This is a genomic window from Streptomyces genisteinicus, assembly GCF_014489615.1.
Classification (GTDB): Bacteria; Actinomycetota; Actinomycetes; order Streptomycetales; family Streptomycetaceae; genus Streptomyces; species Streptomyces genisteinicus.
Genome location: NZ_CP060825.1, coordinates 938926 through 954375 on the forward strand (window position 1 = coordinate 938926; position 15450 = coordinate 954375).

Genomic DNA, 15450 nt, shown 5'->3' on the forward strand with positions numbered 1-15450 from the left:
GCCTGCGGGGCGCCTGCCGGGAGCCGCGGCCGCCCGGACGGAGTCCCGGCGGGCGGCCGGGAGTTGGGGCGGCGACGCGGACGGGGTCCCCACCGGGCTCACCGGCCCCCGGGCGGGGCCCGCGCCCCCGGGAACGGAGGCTCAGGCCGCCGGCGGGAGCCGGGCGTCGAGCACCCGGACGAAGGCCGCGAGCGCGTCGTCCACGGGGGCGGCGTCCGGGTACCAGGCGCGTTCCCACTCCAGACTGAGCGCGCCGCCGTACCCGATGCGCTCCAGCGCGTCGAGCGTCTCCCCGAGCGGTACCACCCCGTGGCCCGGCAGCACCGGCCGCAGGTCGTCCGGTGCCGCCACGTCCTTCAGCTGGACGTGGCGCACCCAGGGGGCGAGCGTCGCGGCCGTGCGCTCCGTCGCCTCCCCGGCACGCCACGGGTTGACGACGTCCCAGACGGCGCCGGCCGCCGGGGAGGAGACGCCCTCCAGAGTCGACGCGACGAGTTCCCCGGTGAGGAACGAGTCGTGGGTCTCCAGCAGGATGCCGACTCCCGCGCGTTCGGCCGCCGGGACCGCGGCCGCCAGCGTGCGCACCGCGCGCTCCCGCTGCGCGGCGAGCGGGCCGCTGCCGCCGCAGAAGACCCGGACGTACGGGGCTCCCGCCCAGGCGGCCCGGCGCAGTACGGCCTCCAGCAGGGCGGCCTGCGCTCCGTCGCCGGCCAGCCGCACGTACGACGCCAGGCACACCGGCCGCAGCCCGGCCCCGGTGAGCGCGGCGGTGAGTGCCCGCACGTCGGCCGGAGTGCTGTCGGGCGCGATCAGCTCTCCCTGTGCGCAGCGCAGTTCCACGCCCCCGACCCCGGCGGCGCGGGCGCTGCGGATCACCTCGTGCACCGTGGCACCCGGGCAGCCGAGCGTGCTGAACGCGCGGGTGTTCACGCGGACCCCGACGGTGCGGAGGCGAGGGCGGGCAGGGTGACCGTCCGTCCCTCGTCGGCGGCCCGGTAGACGGCGAGCGCTGCGGCGACCACGGAACGTCCGTAGGCGCCGTCCACGTACCGTGCCCGTGCCTCGTCCCCGCGGACCGCCGCGGCGAATCCGTCGAGCTGGGCGCGGAACGCCGCCTGTCCGCCGTCGCGGGCGCCGGGGGCGAGGAGTTCGGCGCGTCCGGCCCGCAGCAGGCTGAGTCCTTCGTCGTGCGTGATGCGCAGCGTCGCCTCGTCCAGCATGACCTCCGTCTCGTCGAAGAACGGCGCGCCCCGGCTGGTCAGCAGGACACTCGCGGAGATGCCGTTGGCGAGGCCGATCAGAGCCAGGGCGTCGGTCTCGACCGCCAGCCCGTCGCGGCCGCGCACCACACCGCTCACGCGTTCCACCGGTGCGTCGCCGAACCACTGGATGCGGTCGAGGCCGTGGGTGCCGACGTTGAGGACGATGCCCCCGCCCGCGACGGCGGGGTCGAAGAACCAGTCGGGCCGCGAGCCGGGGTCGTAGTGCGAGGAGCGCCGGTGGGTGATGAGATGCGGCGTCCCGTACCGGCCGGAGGCGAGGAGCTCGCGGGTGCGGAGCGCCACCGGGTCGAAGTGGATGACGTGGGCCACCGCCAGCAGGACGCCGGCCCGCTCGCAGGCGGCCGTCATCCGGGTGCAGTCCTCGACGGTGGTGGCCATGGGCTTCTCGACGAGGACGTGGAGTCCGGCCGCGGCCGCGTCGAGTGTCATGGGCGCGTGGAAGGCGTGCGGCGCGGTGATCACCACGGCGTCGAGGCGTTCCCGGGCGAACATCTCGGCGTGGTCGGTGTAGACGGGCACACCCGGCGGGGCGAGCCGTTCGGCCGCGTCGGCGCGGGTGTCGCAGACGGCGGCCGTCATGCAGTCGGCGGCTTCCTCGGCGGCCCGCACATGGGCGGCGCCGACGGAGCCTGCTCCGACCACGCCGATACGCAGCGGGCGGCCGGAGGGCGGTACGGGTCTCACGGAGTTCTCCTCGGGGGGAAGTTGCGGGGGCGGTGTGCGGGGGTGCAGGGCCCAGGCAGCGGACGGGGCAGGGCCCGGGCAGCGGACGGGGCGGGGGCGGACACGGACGCACGGCGCGGCCCGGCACGGCCGGGGGCCGGGCCGGTACGGCGTCGCACGGGCGGACCGGTCCGTCCGTGCCGAGCGGCGGCGGATCGTGCGGATACGGGCAGGGCGGACCGGCCGCGGGGCACGGACGGGTTCCGTGGCCCGCGGCGACGCCGCACAGGGGGTTCGGCGGCCGGCGGTGCGCCGGAGGACGCGACGGACGGGGACGGGACGGACGTGGGAGGGACGGAGGGGGAAAGCGGCGGGGCGGGAAGGGGAACGGGGAAGGGGAAGGAAGCGGACCGCCCGCCCCCGGCGACGGGCGTGGTCCGGGGGCGGACGACGGCCCGTCAGACCACCGTCGCGCCCTGGGGCGACGCGCTCGCGGCGGCCAGGGGCGCGGCCGCGGAGGGTGTCCCGCCGCACGAGGCGCGGACGACGAGACGGGGCAGCAGGTCGACGCGTTCGGCCGGGGCCGCGGCGCCCGCGTCCATCCGCGCCAGGAGCATCCGGGCGGCGAGCACCCCGACCTCGGTCTTCGGCGGGGAGACCGCGGTCAGGGGCAGGTCGCCGACATCGGCGACCTCGTCGTCGTAGGCGACGACGGCGAGGTCGTCCGGCACCCGCAGCCCCTGCCGCCGCGCCTCGACCACGAGGGAGGCGGCATCGCGGTCGCCGAGGCAGAAGACCGCGGTGACGCCCGAGTCCGCGCAGTGGCGGACGTACGCGGCCGTCTCCTCGGCCGTCCACACCGCCCGCCGGACCGAGACGCCCTCGGGGACCTCCATGCCGAGCAGGTCGCTGCCCGCGTCGAAGCCCCTGGCCACCAGGTCCGCGGACCCCGTGTGCAGGCGTCCGAGGTGTCCGACCCGCCGGTGGCCCAGCGAGCGGAGGTGGCGCAGCGCCAGGCACACGCCGCCGCCGTGGTCGGTGCGCACGTAGGGCGTCGGATCGTCCGGCGCGGGCTGCGGCGGACAGCGCTCCAGGAGGACGTACGGGACCGGGAGTTCGCGCAGGCAGTCCACGTACTCCTGCGCGTCCGGCATGAGATGGAGGTTCGGGGCGAGCAGCAGCCCGTCGACCCCCGTCTCGCGCAGGGCCCGCAACTCGTCGCGCTCGACCGCGAGGTCGTACTTCGACGAGGCGAGCAGCACCCCGACGCCGGAGTCGCGGAGCACCTGCCGGATGCCTTCGACGACGCGCGGATAGTAGTACGTCGTCGACGGCACCAGGACGCCGACCAGCCGGCGCGGCCCCGGCCCGGGGCCGGGCCGGGGGCGGACGAACGTGCCGGCGCCCTGGCGTCGTTGGACCGTGCCGTCGGCCACGAGTTCGCTCACCGCGCGGCGCAGGGTGTTGATGCTGACCTCCAGCGCATCGGCCAGGTCCCGCTCCACGGGCAGCTGCGTCCCGGCGCCCCAGACACCTCGGGCGATCTCCGCCCGGAGGTGTTCGGCGACCCGCCGGTACTTCGGCCCGAGAAGGAATGAATCTTTGTCTTCCGCCGACTTCATGCCGGGAGATTGCAGCATTCAATCCCTTGAGTCAAGCCTTGCGCCCCATTCATCGGGCGTGCTTTCTTGGCGACAGTCGCAGTAATTCCTTGAATTCATTCTCTTTATCGGAATGAATTCCGTGAGTTCGGGGAGTCACCATGAAAGCCCTGCCCCTGACCGTGGGGGACCTGGAGGACGAACTCGCCCGCCCGGGCGACGGCCTCGTCTCCGACGCCGCCGCGTGGCCGGCACGGGTGCTCGTCCTCGGTGCCGGAGGGAAGACGGGCGCGGGGATATCGGCCATGGCCCGGCGCGCGCTCGACGCGGCGGGCCGTCAGGACGCCGAGGTGGTCGCGGTGTCCCGTTGGACCGACCGCGCAGCCTGTGAACGGCTGTCGAAGCAGGGGGTGTCGACCCTCGCCGCCGATCTGTCCGATCCGGCCGCGCTCGCCGCCCTCCCGGACGCCGGCGCCGTCGTCCACCTGGTCGGCGCCAAGTTCGGCACGGCGGGCGCGCCCGAGCAGGCGTGGATGACCAACACCGTGCTCCCGGCGCACGTCGCGCGCCGCTTCCCCGGCGCCCGCACCGTGGCGCTCTCCACCGGCAACGTGTACGCGATGACCGCCCCGGTCACCGGCGGCGCGACCGAGGGCGATCCGCCCGGCCCGGTCGGCGACTACGCGGTCACCTGCCTCGGGCGGGAGCAGGTGTTCCGCCACGCGGCCGCGGCGTACGGGACGCCGGTCGCGCTCGTGCGGCTCAACTACGCCTGCGAGCCCCGGTACGGGGTGCTGCTCGACCTCGCCCGCACCCTGCTGCGCGGCGATCCGGTCGGCCTCGGCGCCGGGGCGGTCAACGTCGTCTGGCAGCGCTACGCCAACGAGGTCGTGCTGCGCTGCCTGGCGCGGGCGTCGTCCGGTGACCCGTTCGTCCTCAACCTGACCGGGCCGGAGACGGCCGGAGTCGGCACTCTCGCCCGCCGCCTCGGTGAACACCTGGGCGTGGAGCCGCGGTTCACGGGCGAGCCGCCCGTGACGGGTCTGCTGAGCGACGCGAGCCGCTGCCACGCCCTCTTCGGCTATCCCGACCTCCCCCTGGGCTCGCTCGTCGAGCTCCAGGCCCGCTGGCTGCTCGCGGGCGGCGAGGTCTGGGACAAGCCGACCAAGTTCGAGCGACGGGACGGCCGGTTCTGATGCGCGACCCGATCCGGCCGCACGGCCCCGCCGCCCCCGCCGCCCCTCCCACCGCGCCCGCATCCGCCGACGCGGCACCCGCGCACACGAACCGCACCCCCGCCCCGGGCAGCTCCGCGGCTGCCCCCGGCGGCCGCCCGGACGCCGCGCGCCGTGCCGCGGCCGCCGCCCTGCTGCACCGCGGCACCGTGATCCCCGCCCATCCCCTCGCCCTGGACGCCCGGCGCCGCCTCGACGAGCGCCGCCAGCGGGCGCTGACCCGCTACTACCTGGACGCGGGGGCGGGCGGCGTCGCCGTCGGGGTCCACACCACGCAGTTCGCGCTCCGTGACCACGGGCTGTACCGCGCCGTCCTGGCCCTGGCCGCCGAGGAGTGCGCCCGGCACGAGGGGCGTGACGCCCCGGGGGCGGCGGTCGTCCGCGTCGCGGGGGTGTGCGGGCCGGTGGAGCAGGCGGTGGCCGAGGCCGTGACCGCGCGGTCGCTCGGCTACGACGCCGTCCTCGTCTCCCCCGCCGGCCTGCCGGACGCGGACGAGGCGGCACTCCTCGACCGGTCGGCGGCGGTCGGCGAGGTGCTGCCGGTGATCGGCTTCTACCTCCAGGAGGCGGTCGGAGGCCGCTACCTGTCCCGGGGCTACTGGCGCGGACTGGCCGACCAGGAGTCGACGGTGGCCGTCAAGGCCGCCCCCTTCGACCGCTACCGCACCCTCGAACTCGTCCAGGGCGTCGCCGCGTCGGAGCGCGGTGCGCGGGTGGCCCTCTACACCGGCAACGACGACGCGATCGTGCAGGACCTGCTCACCCCGTTCGCCGTGGACGGGCCGTCGGGTCCGGTGGTCCGGCGGTTCACGGGCGGGCTGCTCGGTCACTGGGCGGTGTGGACGCGTTCCGCGGTCAGGCTGCTCGCCGACGCCCACGCGGCGGCGGGCGGCGACCGGGCGGCGGCCGCCCGGGCCGAGGCACGGCTGGCCGGCGACACCGAGGCGAACGCCGCCGTCTACGACGTGCGCGGCGGCTTCGCCGGCGTCATCGCCGGGGTCCACGAAGTCCTGCGCCTCCAGGGACTGCTGGCCGGCACCTGGTGCCTGGACCCCGCCGAGGACCTGTCGCCCGGACAGGCCGCGCTCATCGCCGGTGTGCGCGAGCGGTACCCGTGGCTGCGCGAGGAGGACGCGTTCATCGCCTCCCGCCTCCCGCGCTGGCTCGGCGACCCGGACACCCCCGCCCCGTCCTGACCCCGCCCCACCACGCCCCGTCCTGACCCCCGCCCCGCCCCCGCACGGCCGGACCGCGCCCCGCCACGCCGCGTCCGGGCCGCACCGCCCCCTGCCGCACCGCCCCCACGAGCGCACCACCCCCACGCGTCCACCGGTTCGCGCGGGTGCCCGGGCCCACCGGCGCACCACCTCCCGAGAACCGTCGGCGCACCGACAGAAGGAGATCCCCGTGAAGAGCAGGAGCACGATCCTCGGCACCACCGCCGCGGCCGGCGCACTCGTCGCCGCGGCCGTGTTCGCGCCCCAGGCGTCCGGCGCCGGCACACCCGCCGAACGGCCCGCGCCCAAGGCGCTGAAGGTGAACACCTTCGAGCGGCCCACGGCAGGCATGCCCTACCCCCTCGCCGAGTGGGCGAAGGACGGCTGGAGCGCACCCTGGGCGCTGGGCATGGACAACCGCGCCCGCATCGTGGACGACACCCCGGCGCACAGCGGCCGCAAGTCGCTGCGCGTCCACTACCCCAAGGGGCAGATAGGGCCCGAGCAGTCCGGGGCCCTCGCGCCGTTCGCGGTGCCGAAGGCCCGCGAGTACTACCTGTCCTACTGGGCCAAGTTCAGCGGGGACTTCAGCTGGGGCACCACCGAGTACGCGGGCAAGCTGGGCATCGGCCTCGCGGGCGGCGCCGCCTGCTCCGGCGGCCAGGTCTGCGACGGCACCAACGGCTTCAGCTCGCGGATCATCTGGCGCACCGCCAAGGGCCAGGCGGCCGTGTACTACTACCACATGGGCCACGCGGGAACGTACGGCGACTACGCCGTGCTCAAGAACAACGGCGCCGACATCTACTGGCCGAAGGGCCAGTGGGTCAACCTGGTCCAGCGGCTGAAGGTGAACACGGTCACCGGCGGACGCGCCAACGCGGACGGAGAGATCGAGATCTTCTACAACGGGAAGTCCGCCGCCAAGGTGACCGGGCTGCGCTTCGTCACCAACGCCGACCAGGTGGACAAGGCGTACTTCTCCAGCTTCGCCGGCGGTGCGACCACCAACTTCGCACCGCAGAAGGACAGTTACATATGGTTCGACGACGTGAAGGTCTCCACCTCGCGCGCCGACATCTGCGAGCTCCGCGGCTGCTGAGCCCGCCGCCGTGCGTCCGGCCGGGCGCACGCCGACCCGCCGACCGGGTGCGGCAGCCGGCCGCGCCCGGCACCCACCCGAGCACCACTCGCGCCGGGTCCCGCCACGGGGCCCGGCGCGGGGTCCACCCACCCGCGACCAGGAGCGTTCGTTGCCCGTCATGCCCTTCCCGCGTCCGCGCAGCATCACCGTCTCCCCGGGCGGCGCCCCGCCGGACGCGCCGTTCACCGTCACCGCCGACCCCGCGCTGCCCGCCGAGGGGTACCGGCTGCGCACCGGACCGGACGGCGTGCACCTGGCCCACGCCGACGCCGCGGGGCTGCGGTACGGCCTGGCGACCCTGGACCAGCTGCGCGCCTCGCCCGGGTTCCCGGAGACCGGCTACGCGGTCGACGACCACCCGGACTTCCCGGTCCGCGGCTTCCTGCTCGACATCAGCCGGGACCGTGTCCCCACCCGCCGCACCCTGCGTCGCTGGCTGGAGGTGCTGTCGCTGGCCCGGTTCAACCAGCTGGAGCTGTACACCGAGCACACCTTCGCCTTCCGCGACCACGCCGACGTCTGGCAGGACGCGTCCCCCCTCACCGCCGGGGACCTGCGCTGGCTGGACGCGCAGTGCGCCGCCCTCGGGATCGCGCTCGTCGCGAACCAGAACACCTTCGGCCACATGGAGCGCTTCCTCGCCCTCGACCGGCACCGGGACCGTGCCGAGAACCCTGACGGCTTCGTGCGCGGCGGGGTCCGCCACCCCCCGTCCACCCTGGCACCCACGCCGGAGAACGCCGCGTTCGCACAGGCCCTGGTCGCCGAGGTCGCGGACGGACTGCGCACCCGCCGGGTGAACATCGGCGCCGACGAACCGTTCGAGCTCGGCACCGGCCGCTCCCGCGACCGGGCCGCCCGCGACGGGGTGGGCGCCGTGTGGCTCGACCACGTCGGCTCGCTGATGGAGCCGTGGCTGGCGGCGGGCTGGACGGTCCAGTTCTGGGCCGACGTGCTGGTCGGCCATCCGGAGCTGCTGGGCGCACTGCCCGACGGGTCGGTGCCGGTGGTGTGGCAGTACGACGCGCCCGGCACCGCCCGGGCGGTGCTCGCCGCGGCCGGCGGGGAGGCCGCCGGGTGGAAGGCGGTCGGCGCCGACCTGGACGCGCTGGCCGAGGGGTTCCGCTCCCGGACCAGGATGTTCCGGGAGGCCGGGCGGGAGTTCTGGGTGGCGCCGGGCACCGGGACCTGGAACTCCCTGCTCGGCCGGCTGGACAACGCCCGGGAGAACATGGCCGACGCGGCGGCGGCGGGGCTGGAGCACGGCGCGACCGGCTACCTGCTCACCTGCTGGGGCGACCAGGGCATGTGGGAGCCGCCGTCCCCCGCGTTCGGCCCCGCCGTCTACGGGGGCGCGGTCGCCTGGTGCCTCGACGCCAATCGCGACCTGGACCTCGCGCCGGTCCTCGACGCCCATGTGCTGCTCGACGCCGCCGGGCTCGCCGGGAGCGTGCTGGACCGCCTCGGGCGCCTCGGCGAGTCCCTGGGCGTGCCGCTCCTCAACGCCTCGCCGCTGGTGCGGGTACTGCGCCCGGACGCGGCGCACCCGGTGACCGACCACCCCACCGAGGAGGCGATGGACACCGCCGCGCGCACCCTGGAGGAGTGCCGGCGGGATCTCGCCGACGCCGACCTCGCCGCCGCCGACGGCGACACCGTGGTCCGTGAGCTGACCCATGCCGTCGCGCTCGCCGCGTTCGCGCTCGACCTGCTGCGTGCGCAGGCTCACTCCGGCGGCCCGGCCGACACCGTCGACGCGGCGACGGCGGCGCGGCTGCTGCGGCGCCTGGACCCGCTCCTCGCCGAGCAGCGCGCCTGCTGGCTGCTGCGCTCGCGGCCGGGCGGGCTGGACGACAGCATGGCCCGCTTCGCCGTCGTGCGGCGGCTGCTCACGGCGGCGGCCGGCTCATGACACCCGACGAGTGGACGGCGGCACTGCTCGCCCAGACCCCGCGTGCCGGTGTGCCCGACCCCCGGCCGCTCGATCCGGGTGTCCGGGACCACGCCCTCGGCGTCCTCGCCGTGCCGGAGGCCGACCGGCCGGAGCTGCTCGCGGCGCTCCCCGACCCGGCGCGGACGCCCGCGCTCTGGGAGGCGCTGGTCCGCTGCCACCAGACGCTGTTCGGCACGGACCGCGTACCGGCCGCGGCCGACTGGCCCGCCGCGCCCACCGCGCTCGGCGCGGCGGGCCGGTGGTTCTGGGCCCATCTCTTCCTGCTCGCCGTGCCCCGCGCGCTGGAGGAGCAGCGGCGGCGGGGCGTGCCCGACGCCGTGGTGCACGCGACCTTCGCCGATCTGGGTGCCAAGACCGCGTCCTACCGGCTCGCCCACGGCCGGGGCGGCTTCGACCGCCAGACGTGGATGTGCCGGCACTTCCGCGGCACCCTCCACCGCCTGGGACGCCTGCAGTTCGAGAGCACGGTCTACGACTCCGCCGCCTGGGGCGCGGACGCCGCGCCGCCCGGGGGCCCCGCCGAGGGCGAACCGGTGCTGGACACGCACATCCCGGGGGACGGCCCGCTCACACCGGCGGACTGCGACGCGTCGTTCGCCGCCGCCGGCCCGTTCATGGCCGCACACCGTCCCGGTACCCGGTTCGCCTTCGCGACCTGTCACTCCTGGCTGCTGGACCGCACGCTCGCGGACGGTCTGGGGCCCGACGCCAACATCCCCGCCTTCCAGCGGCGGTTCGCGGCGCACGGTGACGAACCGGTCTGCGACGACGACGTCCTGGAGTTCGTCTTCCACGCGCCGCCGGGCACGGCCGACCGTGCCCGCCTGCCGCGCGGGAACCGCCTCCAGCGGACTCTGCTCGACCGGCTCGACCGGGGCGGGCACTGGCACCTCGGCCGGGGCTGGACACCACTCCCCTGAAGGGCGCCCGGTGCAGGAGCGCCCCGGCGGAACCGCGCGCCCGCGGGGGTCTTCGCGCCGGGGCGCGACGCGGCGGCCCGGCGCGGCCCGGCGAGGGCGCCGTGCACCGGGCGTCGTGTCCACGCCGTCGCCATCGCCCGTGGGCCTGTCGTCGCCCCCGTCCGCCGCGGGGCCGGGAGAGGGGGACGACCGGGCCGGCGCTTCCGGGCCACCGGCCGGCCGCTGCCGTCGCCGGCAGCCGGCCGAGGTCTCGCGGGGCCGAGGTGTCCCGGGGCCTCCCCGGCGGCGGGCGGGGAGCCCCCGTTCCCGGGCGCCGTTCCTGAGAATTGTGTGAAGCGTTGAACAGCGGTGCCGGAGATCGCGTACACCAGGACGAACCCGTCGGCACAGGGCCGGCCGTGACCAGGGAGTCGACATGACCGGATCGCAGGGGACCGCGCGGACCGTGGCGCGGCGCACCGTCGTCGCCGCGGTGGGCGGCGCCGGTCTCACCGTCGCCATGACCGCCTGCGGCGGCTCGGACGACGGCGGGCAGACCGTGTCCGACCAGCCGGCCGACTCCGGCACCACCGGCGCCACGGGCGGCACCACCGGCGGCACGGAGGGTGGCGGGAGCGCGATCGCGAAGGTCTCGGACATCCCGGAGGGCGGCGGCAAGGTGGTCGGCGACGTCGTGATCACCCAGCCGCAGGCAGGTGTGTTCAAGGCGTTCTCGTCCACCTGCACCCACCAGGGCTGCGCGGTCAAGGACGTGTCGGCCGGTGTCATCGTCTGCCCCTGCCACAACAGCAGGTTCGACGCATCCGACGGCAGTGTGCAGTCCGGCCCGGCGACCGCGCCGCTGCCGCCGGCGCAGATCGTCGTGGACGGGGAATCCATCAGGCTCGCGTGAGCCGCGGCCGTCCCGGCGCTCGGGGTCAGGCGCCGGGCGGCGGACCGCGATCACGCGGACGGCCGGGGCGGGGCGGCGCGCGGTGCGCGCGCCCCGGCCCGGCCGGTGACCCGTCCGGGGCGCGTCGGTCGGCCGCGCCCCGGACGGCCGCACCTCCCCGCCGCCAGGGGTCCGGGATCAGGCCGGCCCGGCGGCCACCGTGCGCAGGGCTGCCACGGCGGCCCGGATGGAGGGCCTGCGGTCGGCGTCCGTGCGCCACACCGCGTAGACGTGCCGCCGCATCATCTGCCGCACGGGCACCAGCACCACCCCCTCGGGCACCGGCCCGCGGCCGAGCCGGGGCGCCACGCAGACGCCCAGACCGGCCGCGATCAGGGCCAGTTGGGTGTGGTGCTCCCCCGCCATGTGCGGGATCCTCGGCTCCACGCCCTGGGAGCGCAGGGTGAAGACCAGCCAGTCGTGGCAGAACTCCCCGTCGGGCCACGACACCCAGTCGTCGTCCGCGAACTCCCCCAGGTCGACCTCGTCACGGCCGGCGAGCGGGTGGCCCGCGGGCATCGCGACGTCGGTGACGTCGTCGAGCAGCTGGGCCTGCGCGAGACCGGCGGGCACGGGCAGCCGCCGGTTGCTCCAGTCCAGGACGACCGCGAGATCGAGATCGCCCCTGATCACCGCGCGGATCCCCGACTCGGGTTCCATCTCCCGGGTGCTGACCCGCAGTTCGGGATGGCCCGCGCGCAGCGCGGCCACCGTTCCGGGGAAGAGGCCGCGCGCCGCCGTGGGGAACGCCCCCAGCCGCACCTCGCCGACGACCCGGCCGCGCTGCGCCTCGATGTCCGACTGGGCGAGCTCGACCTGGGACAGGATGCGGGCGGCATGGTCGGCGAGGAGGCGCCCGGCGTCGGTCAGGCGGACCCCCCGGCCGTTCCTGGCGAGCAGCTGCTGGCCGACCTCACGCTCCAGTTTGGCCATCTGCTGGGAGACCGCCGACGTGGTGACGTGCAGGCCCTCCGCGGCGGCGCTCACCGAGCCGTGCCGGGCGAGGGCGTCGAGGGTCCGCAGGCGCTCCAGGTTCAACATGTAAGCGATGCTACGCGAACGGGTCCTTCTTTTCTCACTTGTTCTACGACGTGGAAGGCGCGATGGTGGTCCCATGACCGCCGCAGCCACCGCCGGACCCGCCTCCGGCCGCACCTCCGACCTCTCCTCGCCCCCGCCCTCCGGGGCTCCCCGCCGGCGCACCTTCGACTGGCGTCTGCGCTTCGCCCTGCTGTCGCTCGTCTGGGGCTTCAGCTTCCTGCTGATCAAGGTGGGGACCGAGGCGTACGCACCGTTCCAGGTCACCTTCGGCAGGCTGCTGTTCGGGACGGCGGTGCTGGCGGTCGCGATGGGCGTACGGCGCGAGCGGCTCCCCCGGGGCCTGCGCACCTGGGGCCACCTCACGGTCGCCGCGTTCCTGCTGAACGCGCTGCCCTTCTCCCTCTTCGCCTACGCCGAGCTGACGATCCCCTCGACCCTCGCCGGCATCTGCAACGCCACCTCTCCCCTGTGGGGCATGGCGCTGTCCCTCGTCGCGCTCTCGGAGGACCGGCCCACGCGCCGCAGGGTCGCGGGGCTCGGCATCGGATTCCTCGGTGTGCTGACCGTCCTCGGCGCGTGGCAGGGATTCTCCGGGCTCGACGTCCGGGGCACGGCGATGGCGCTGCTCGCCTCGCTCAGCTATCCGATCGGCTGGATCTACGTCCGCCGCACCCTGGCGGGCTCCGGCCACTCGCACCTGTCGCTGACCGGCGCCCAGCTGGGGATCGCGACGCTCCAGCTCGCCGTGGTGACCCCGCTGTTCACCACGTTCCCCACGTCGTTCCCGCTGGTGCCGCTGCTGGCCGTGGTGGCCCTCGGCACCCTCGGAACGGGGCTGGCCCTGCTCATCCAGTACGGACTGGTCGCCGAGGTCGGCCCGACGACCGGGCAGATGGTCACCTACTTCATCCCCGTGATCGCCACGGCCGCGGGCGTCGCCGTGCTGTCCGAGCCGCTGGCCTGGAACACACCGGTCGGGGCGCTGATCGTGCTGGTGGGCGCCTTCCTGACGCAGAGCCGCGCCGCCGCGCGCACCGGCCGGACCGTCCCGGTCGCGGCCCCGTCCGGGCTCCGCCCGGCCGCCGCCCTCCGCACCGCGGAACCGGCTGCCCCCGGGGCGGCGGCCGGAGCCGCCACGCCCTGCGGCGCCGCGCGCTGACGGTGCGGTGGGGACGGGGGCCGGGCGGCCCCCGTCCCCACCGCACCGTCAGCCGTAGGTGCGCGGGGTCACGGGTCCGCATGCCTCCGCCACGGCCGAGGCGAGCGGTTCGATGTCCCGCGCCGTGAGGCCGGAGACGGTGACACGGACGCCGGGCGGCGCCGCCAGACGGAACCGCGCCCCGGGCGCGACGGCCCAGCCGGCGCGCAGCAGCCGGGTGACGACACCGGTCTCGTCGGCGACGGGGATCCAGACGTTCATCCCGCTGCGGCCGTGCGACGCCACTCCCCGGCGGGCGAGCGCGTCCACGAGCGCCTGCCGCCGGACTCCGTAGGCGCGGGCGACCTCCGCCGGGTCCACCGCCCCCGACCGCCAGAGGCCGGCGACGGCGTGCTGGAGGATGTGGCTGACCCAGCCCGGCCCGAGCCCCAGCCGTCCGAGCACCCGGTCGACCGTCACCCGGTCCCCGGTGACCACGGCCAGCCGGAGATCGGGCCCGTACGCCTTGGCCGTCGAGCGCACGAACGCCCAGTGGGCGGTCGTGCCCCCGAGTGCGTGGAGCTCCTGCGCCACGATCGCGTGCCCGTGGTCGTCCTCCACGAGGAGGGTGTCCGGGTGGCGGCCCAGGACCTCCCGCAGGGCGGCGGCACGCGCGGCGGTGACGGCGGCTCCGGTCGGGTTCTGGGCGCGGTCCGTGACCACCACGGCGCGGGCGCCGCCGGCCAGGGCGCGCTCCAGGTCCGCGGGCAGGGGGCCCTCGTCGTCGAGCCCCATGGGCACGGCCGTGAAGCCGAGCGCGGTGACCAGGTCCAGCAGGCTGCCCCAGCCGGGGTCCTCCACGGCCACCCGGTCCCCGGCCCGCAGATGCGCCGCGAGCACCCGCTCGATCGCGTCGAGGGCGCCCGAGGCGACGGCGAGCGGCCCTGCGGGCACCCCGTCCGCGTCGAGAGCCGCCCTGGCCAGGCGCGCGAACTCCGGGACGAGCTGCCCCTGCCCGTAGAGGACGGGGGCCTCGTCGTGCCGGGCCGCCGCGGCCGCGAACACCTCGCGCAGGGACGGCAGCAGGGCCGTGTCGGGATTGCCCGCGCCGAGATCGCGCACGCCCGGCGGCGCCTCGACGCGGATGGCGTTGCGCGGGGTGGTGGCCGGCCGCGGGCGCACCCGGCTGCCCCTGCGGCCCGCCGTCTCGATCACCCCGCGCTCCCGCAGGGTGCGGTAGGCGGCGGCGACGGTGTTCGGGTTGACGCCGAGCTCTGCGGCCAACTCCCGCATGGGGGGCAGGAGCTGCCCCGGATCGAGCCCGCCGTCCCCGACCGCGCGCTCGATGCTCGCGGCGATCTCCGATGCGCGCCGCCCTACGATCCGATACTCTCCTAGCACAAACAATATTATGCACTAGTGCAATGGAGTTCGCCATGACCGACACCGCCCGGCCGGACACCGCCGCCTACGGACCGACGGAGCGCACGGTGCCGACCCGTGCCCGTCAACGCGCCTCGTACGACCGGGAGGCGGTGCACGCGATACTCGACGAGAGCTACCTCTGCCATCTCGGCTTCGTCCGCGACGGCGCCCCCGTCGTCCTGCCGACGCTGTACGCGCGGGTCGGCGAGGCGCTCTACGTCCACGGCTCGACCGGCTCCCGGCCGCTGCGCGCGACCGGCGAGAGCGACCCCGGCCTGCCCGTCTGCCTCACGGTCACCCACGTCGACGGGCTGGTGCTCGCCCGCTCGGCCTTCCACCACTCCATCAACTACCGCTCCGTCGTGGTCCACGGCACCGCCCGGCAGGTGACCGATCCCGAGGAGAAGAACCTGGCGCTCGACGCGATCGTCGACCAGGTGGTGGCGGGCCGCTCCGCCGACTCCCGGCCCGCCAACGCCAGGGAGCTGGCGGCCACCGCGGTGATCAGGGTCGACCTGGCCGAGGCCTCCGCGAAGGCCCGCACCGGCGGACCCAACGACGAGCCGGAGGACATGGGACTCCCCCACTGGGCCGGTGTCGTCCCGGTGTCCCGCACCTACGGCGCCCCCGTCCCGTCCGCCGATCTCGCGGACTCCGTCGCCCTCCCCGACTACCTGGCCGCCCGCGCCTGACCCGCCGCCGGCGGGCGCATGCCGCCCCGCGCCTGACGCCCCCGGCGGGCGGTCACGCCCCGCCGGAGCAGCCCGCCGGAAGGTCCACCGCCGCGACCTCCGGCGGCACCGGGCGCCGGGCCGCGCGGGCACCGGTCACCCCGGCGCCCGCGCGGCCCCTTGCCAGGCGGCCACGGCCGCCTTCGTCCGTCCCGCGACTCCACGCG

General features: G+C 76.1%; 13 protein-coding genes. 8 read left to right on the forward strand and 5 right to left on the reverse strand.

What is annotated here, in order from left to right; all coding sequences use genetic code 11:
* Window positions 1–141 precede the first annotated feature (141 nt).
* The 3 genes from IAG43_RS04140 to IAG43_RS04150 form a co-directional block, all read right to left on the reverse strand.
* Window positions 142–930, reverse strand: coding sequence for a sugar phosphate isomerase/epimerase family protein (locus IAG43_RS04140; protein WP_187739400.1), 789 nt, complete (start codon window positions 928–930; stop codon window positions 142–144).
* Window positions 927–1967, reverse strand: a complete 1041-nt coding sequence (locus IAG43_RS04145; protein ID WP_187739401.1) for a Gfo/Idh/MocA family protein — start codon at window positions 1965–1967, stop codon at window positions 927–929. The genes IAG43_RS04140 and IAG43_RS04145 overlap by 4 nt, the downstream gene beginning before the upstream one ends.
* A 437-nt stretch (window positions 1968–2404) precedes the next feature.
* The gene (locus tag IAG43_RS04150) at window positions 2405–3568 is read right to left on the reverse strand and encodes a GntR family transcriptional regulator (protein WP_187739402.1); all 1164 of its coding nucleotides are present in this window, start codon (window positions 3566–3568) and stop codon (window positions 2405–2407) included.
* Between the two features lie 140 nt (window positions 3569–3708).
* On the opposite strand from IAG43_RS04150, the gene IAG43_RS04155 reads away from it, so the two are divergent.
* The 6 genes from IAG43_RS04155 to IAG43_RS04180 all read left to right on the forward strand — a co-directional run bounded on the left by IAG43_RS04155 (window position 3709) and on the right by IAG43_RS04180 (window position 10909).
* A complete protein-coding gene (locus tag IAG43_RS04155) occupies window positions 3709–4743 on the forward strand; it encodes an NAD-dependent epimerase/dehydratase family protein (protein WP_187739403.1) in 1035 nt (344 codons plus the stop codon).
* Window positions 4743–5978, forward strand: a complete 1236-nt coding sequence (locus tag IAG43_RS04160) for a beta/alpha barrel domain-containing protein (protein ID WP_246574064.1) — start codon at window positions 4743–4745, stop codon at window positions 5976–5978. Before IAG43_RS04155 ends, IAG43_RS04160 begins: the two co-directional genes overlap by 1 nt.
* 211 nt (window positions 5979–6189) lie before the next feature.
* Window positions 6190–7101 (forward strand): polysaccharide lyase, encoded by a 912-nt coding sequence (locus IAG43_RS04165; RefSeq protein ID WP_187739404.1) that lies wholly within the window; start codon window positions 6190–6192, stop codon window positions 7099–7101.
* A 160-nt stretch (window positions 7102–7261) separates the two neighbouring features.
* A complete protein-coding gene (locus tag IAG43_RS04170; protein ID WP_246574065.1) occupies window positions 7262–9055 on the forward strand; it encodes a beta-N-acetylhexosaminidase in 1794 nt (597 codons plus the stop codon).
* Window positions 9052–10017 carry an acyltransferase domain-containing protein gene (locus IAG43_RS04175; protein WP_187739406.1) on the forward strand — a complete coding sequence of 322 codons (966 nt, stop codon included), beginning with the start codon at window positions 9052–9054 and terminating at the stop codon, window positions 10015–10017. The genes IAG43_RS04170 and IAG43_RS04175 overlap by 4 nt, the downstream gene beginning before the upstream one ends.
* Before the next feature lie 415 nt (window positions 10018–10432).
* Window positions 10433–10909, forward strand: a complete 477-nt coding sequence (locus IAG43_RS04180; RefSeq protein ID WP_187739407.1) for a Rieske (2Fe-2S) protein — start codon at window positions 10433–10435, stop codon at window positions 10907–10909.
* 177 nt (window positions 10910–11086) lie between these two features.
* Here IAG43_RS04180 and IAG43_RS04185 read toward each other — a convergent pair whose 3' ends face one another.
* On the reverse strand, window positions 11087–11989 hold the full coding sequence (locus IAG43_RS04185) for a LysR family transcriptional regulator (protein WP_187739408.1): 903 nt from the start codon (window positions 11987–11989) through the stop codon (window positions 11087–11089).
* A 73-nt stretch (window positions 11990–12062) separates the two neighbouring features.
* Between IAG43_RS04185 and IAG43_RS04190 the strand changes: the two genes are divergently transcribed.
* Complete coding sequence (locus tag IAG43_RS04190) at window positions 12063–13148, forward strand: DMT family transporter (protein WP_187739409.1); 1086 nt, start codon at window positions 12063–12065, stop codon at window positions 13146–13148.
* Between the two features lie 48 nt (window positions 13149–13196).
* Here IAG43_RS04190 and IAG43_RS04195 read toward each other — a convergent pair whose 3' ends face one another.
* The gene (locus IAG43_RS04195) at window positions 13197–14528 is read right to left on the reverse strand and encodes an aminotransferase class I/II-fold pyridoxal phosphate-dependent enzyme (protein WP_187739410.1); all 1332 of its coding nucleotides are present in this window, start codon (window positions 14526–14528) and stop codon (window positions 13197–13199) included.
* Window positions 14529–14563: 35 nt separating this feature from the next.
* Between IAG43_RS04195 and IAG43_RS04200 the strand changes: the two genes are divergently transcribed.
* The gene (locus IAG43_RS04200) at window positions 14564–15244 is read left to right on the forward strand and encodes a pyridoxamine 5'-phosphate oxidase family protein (protein ID WP_187739411.1); all 681 of its coding nucleotides are present in this window, start codon (window positions 14564–14566) and stop codon (window positions 15242–15244) included.
* Window positions 15245–15450 lie beyond the last annotated feature (206 nt).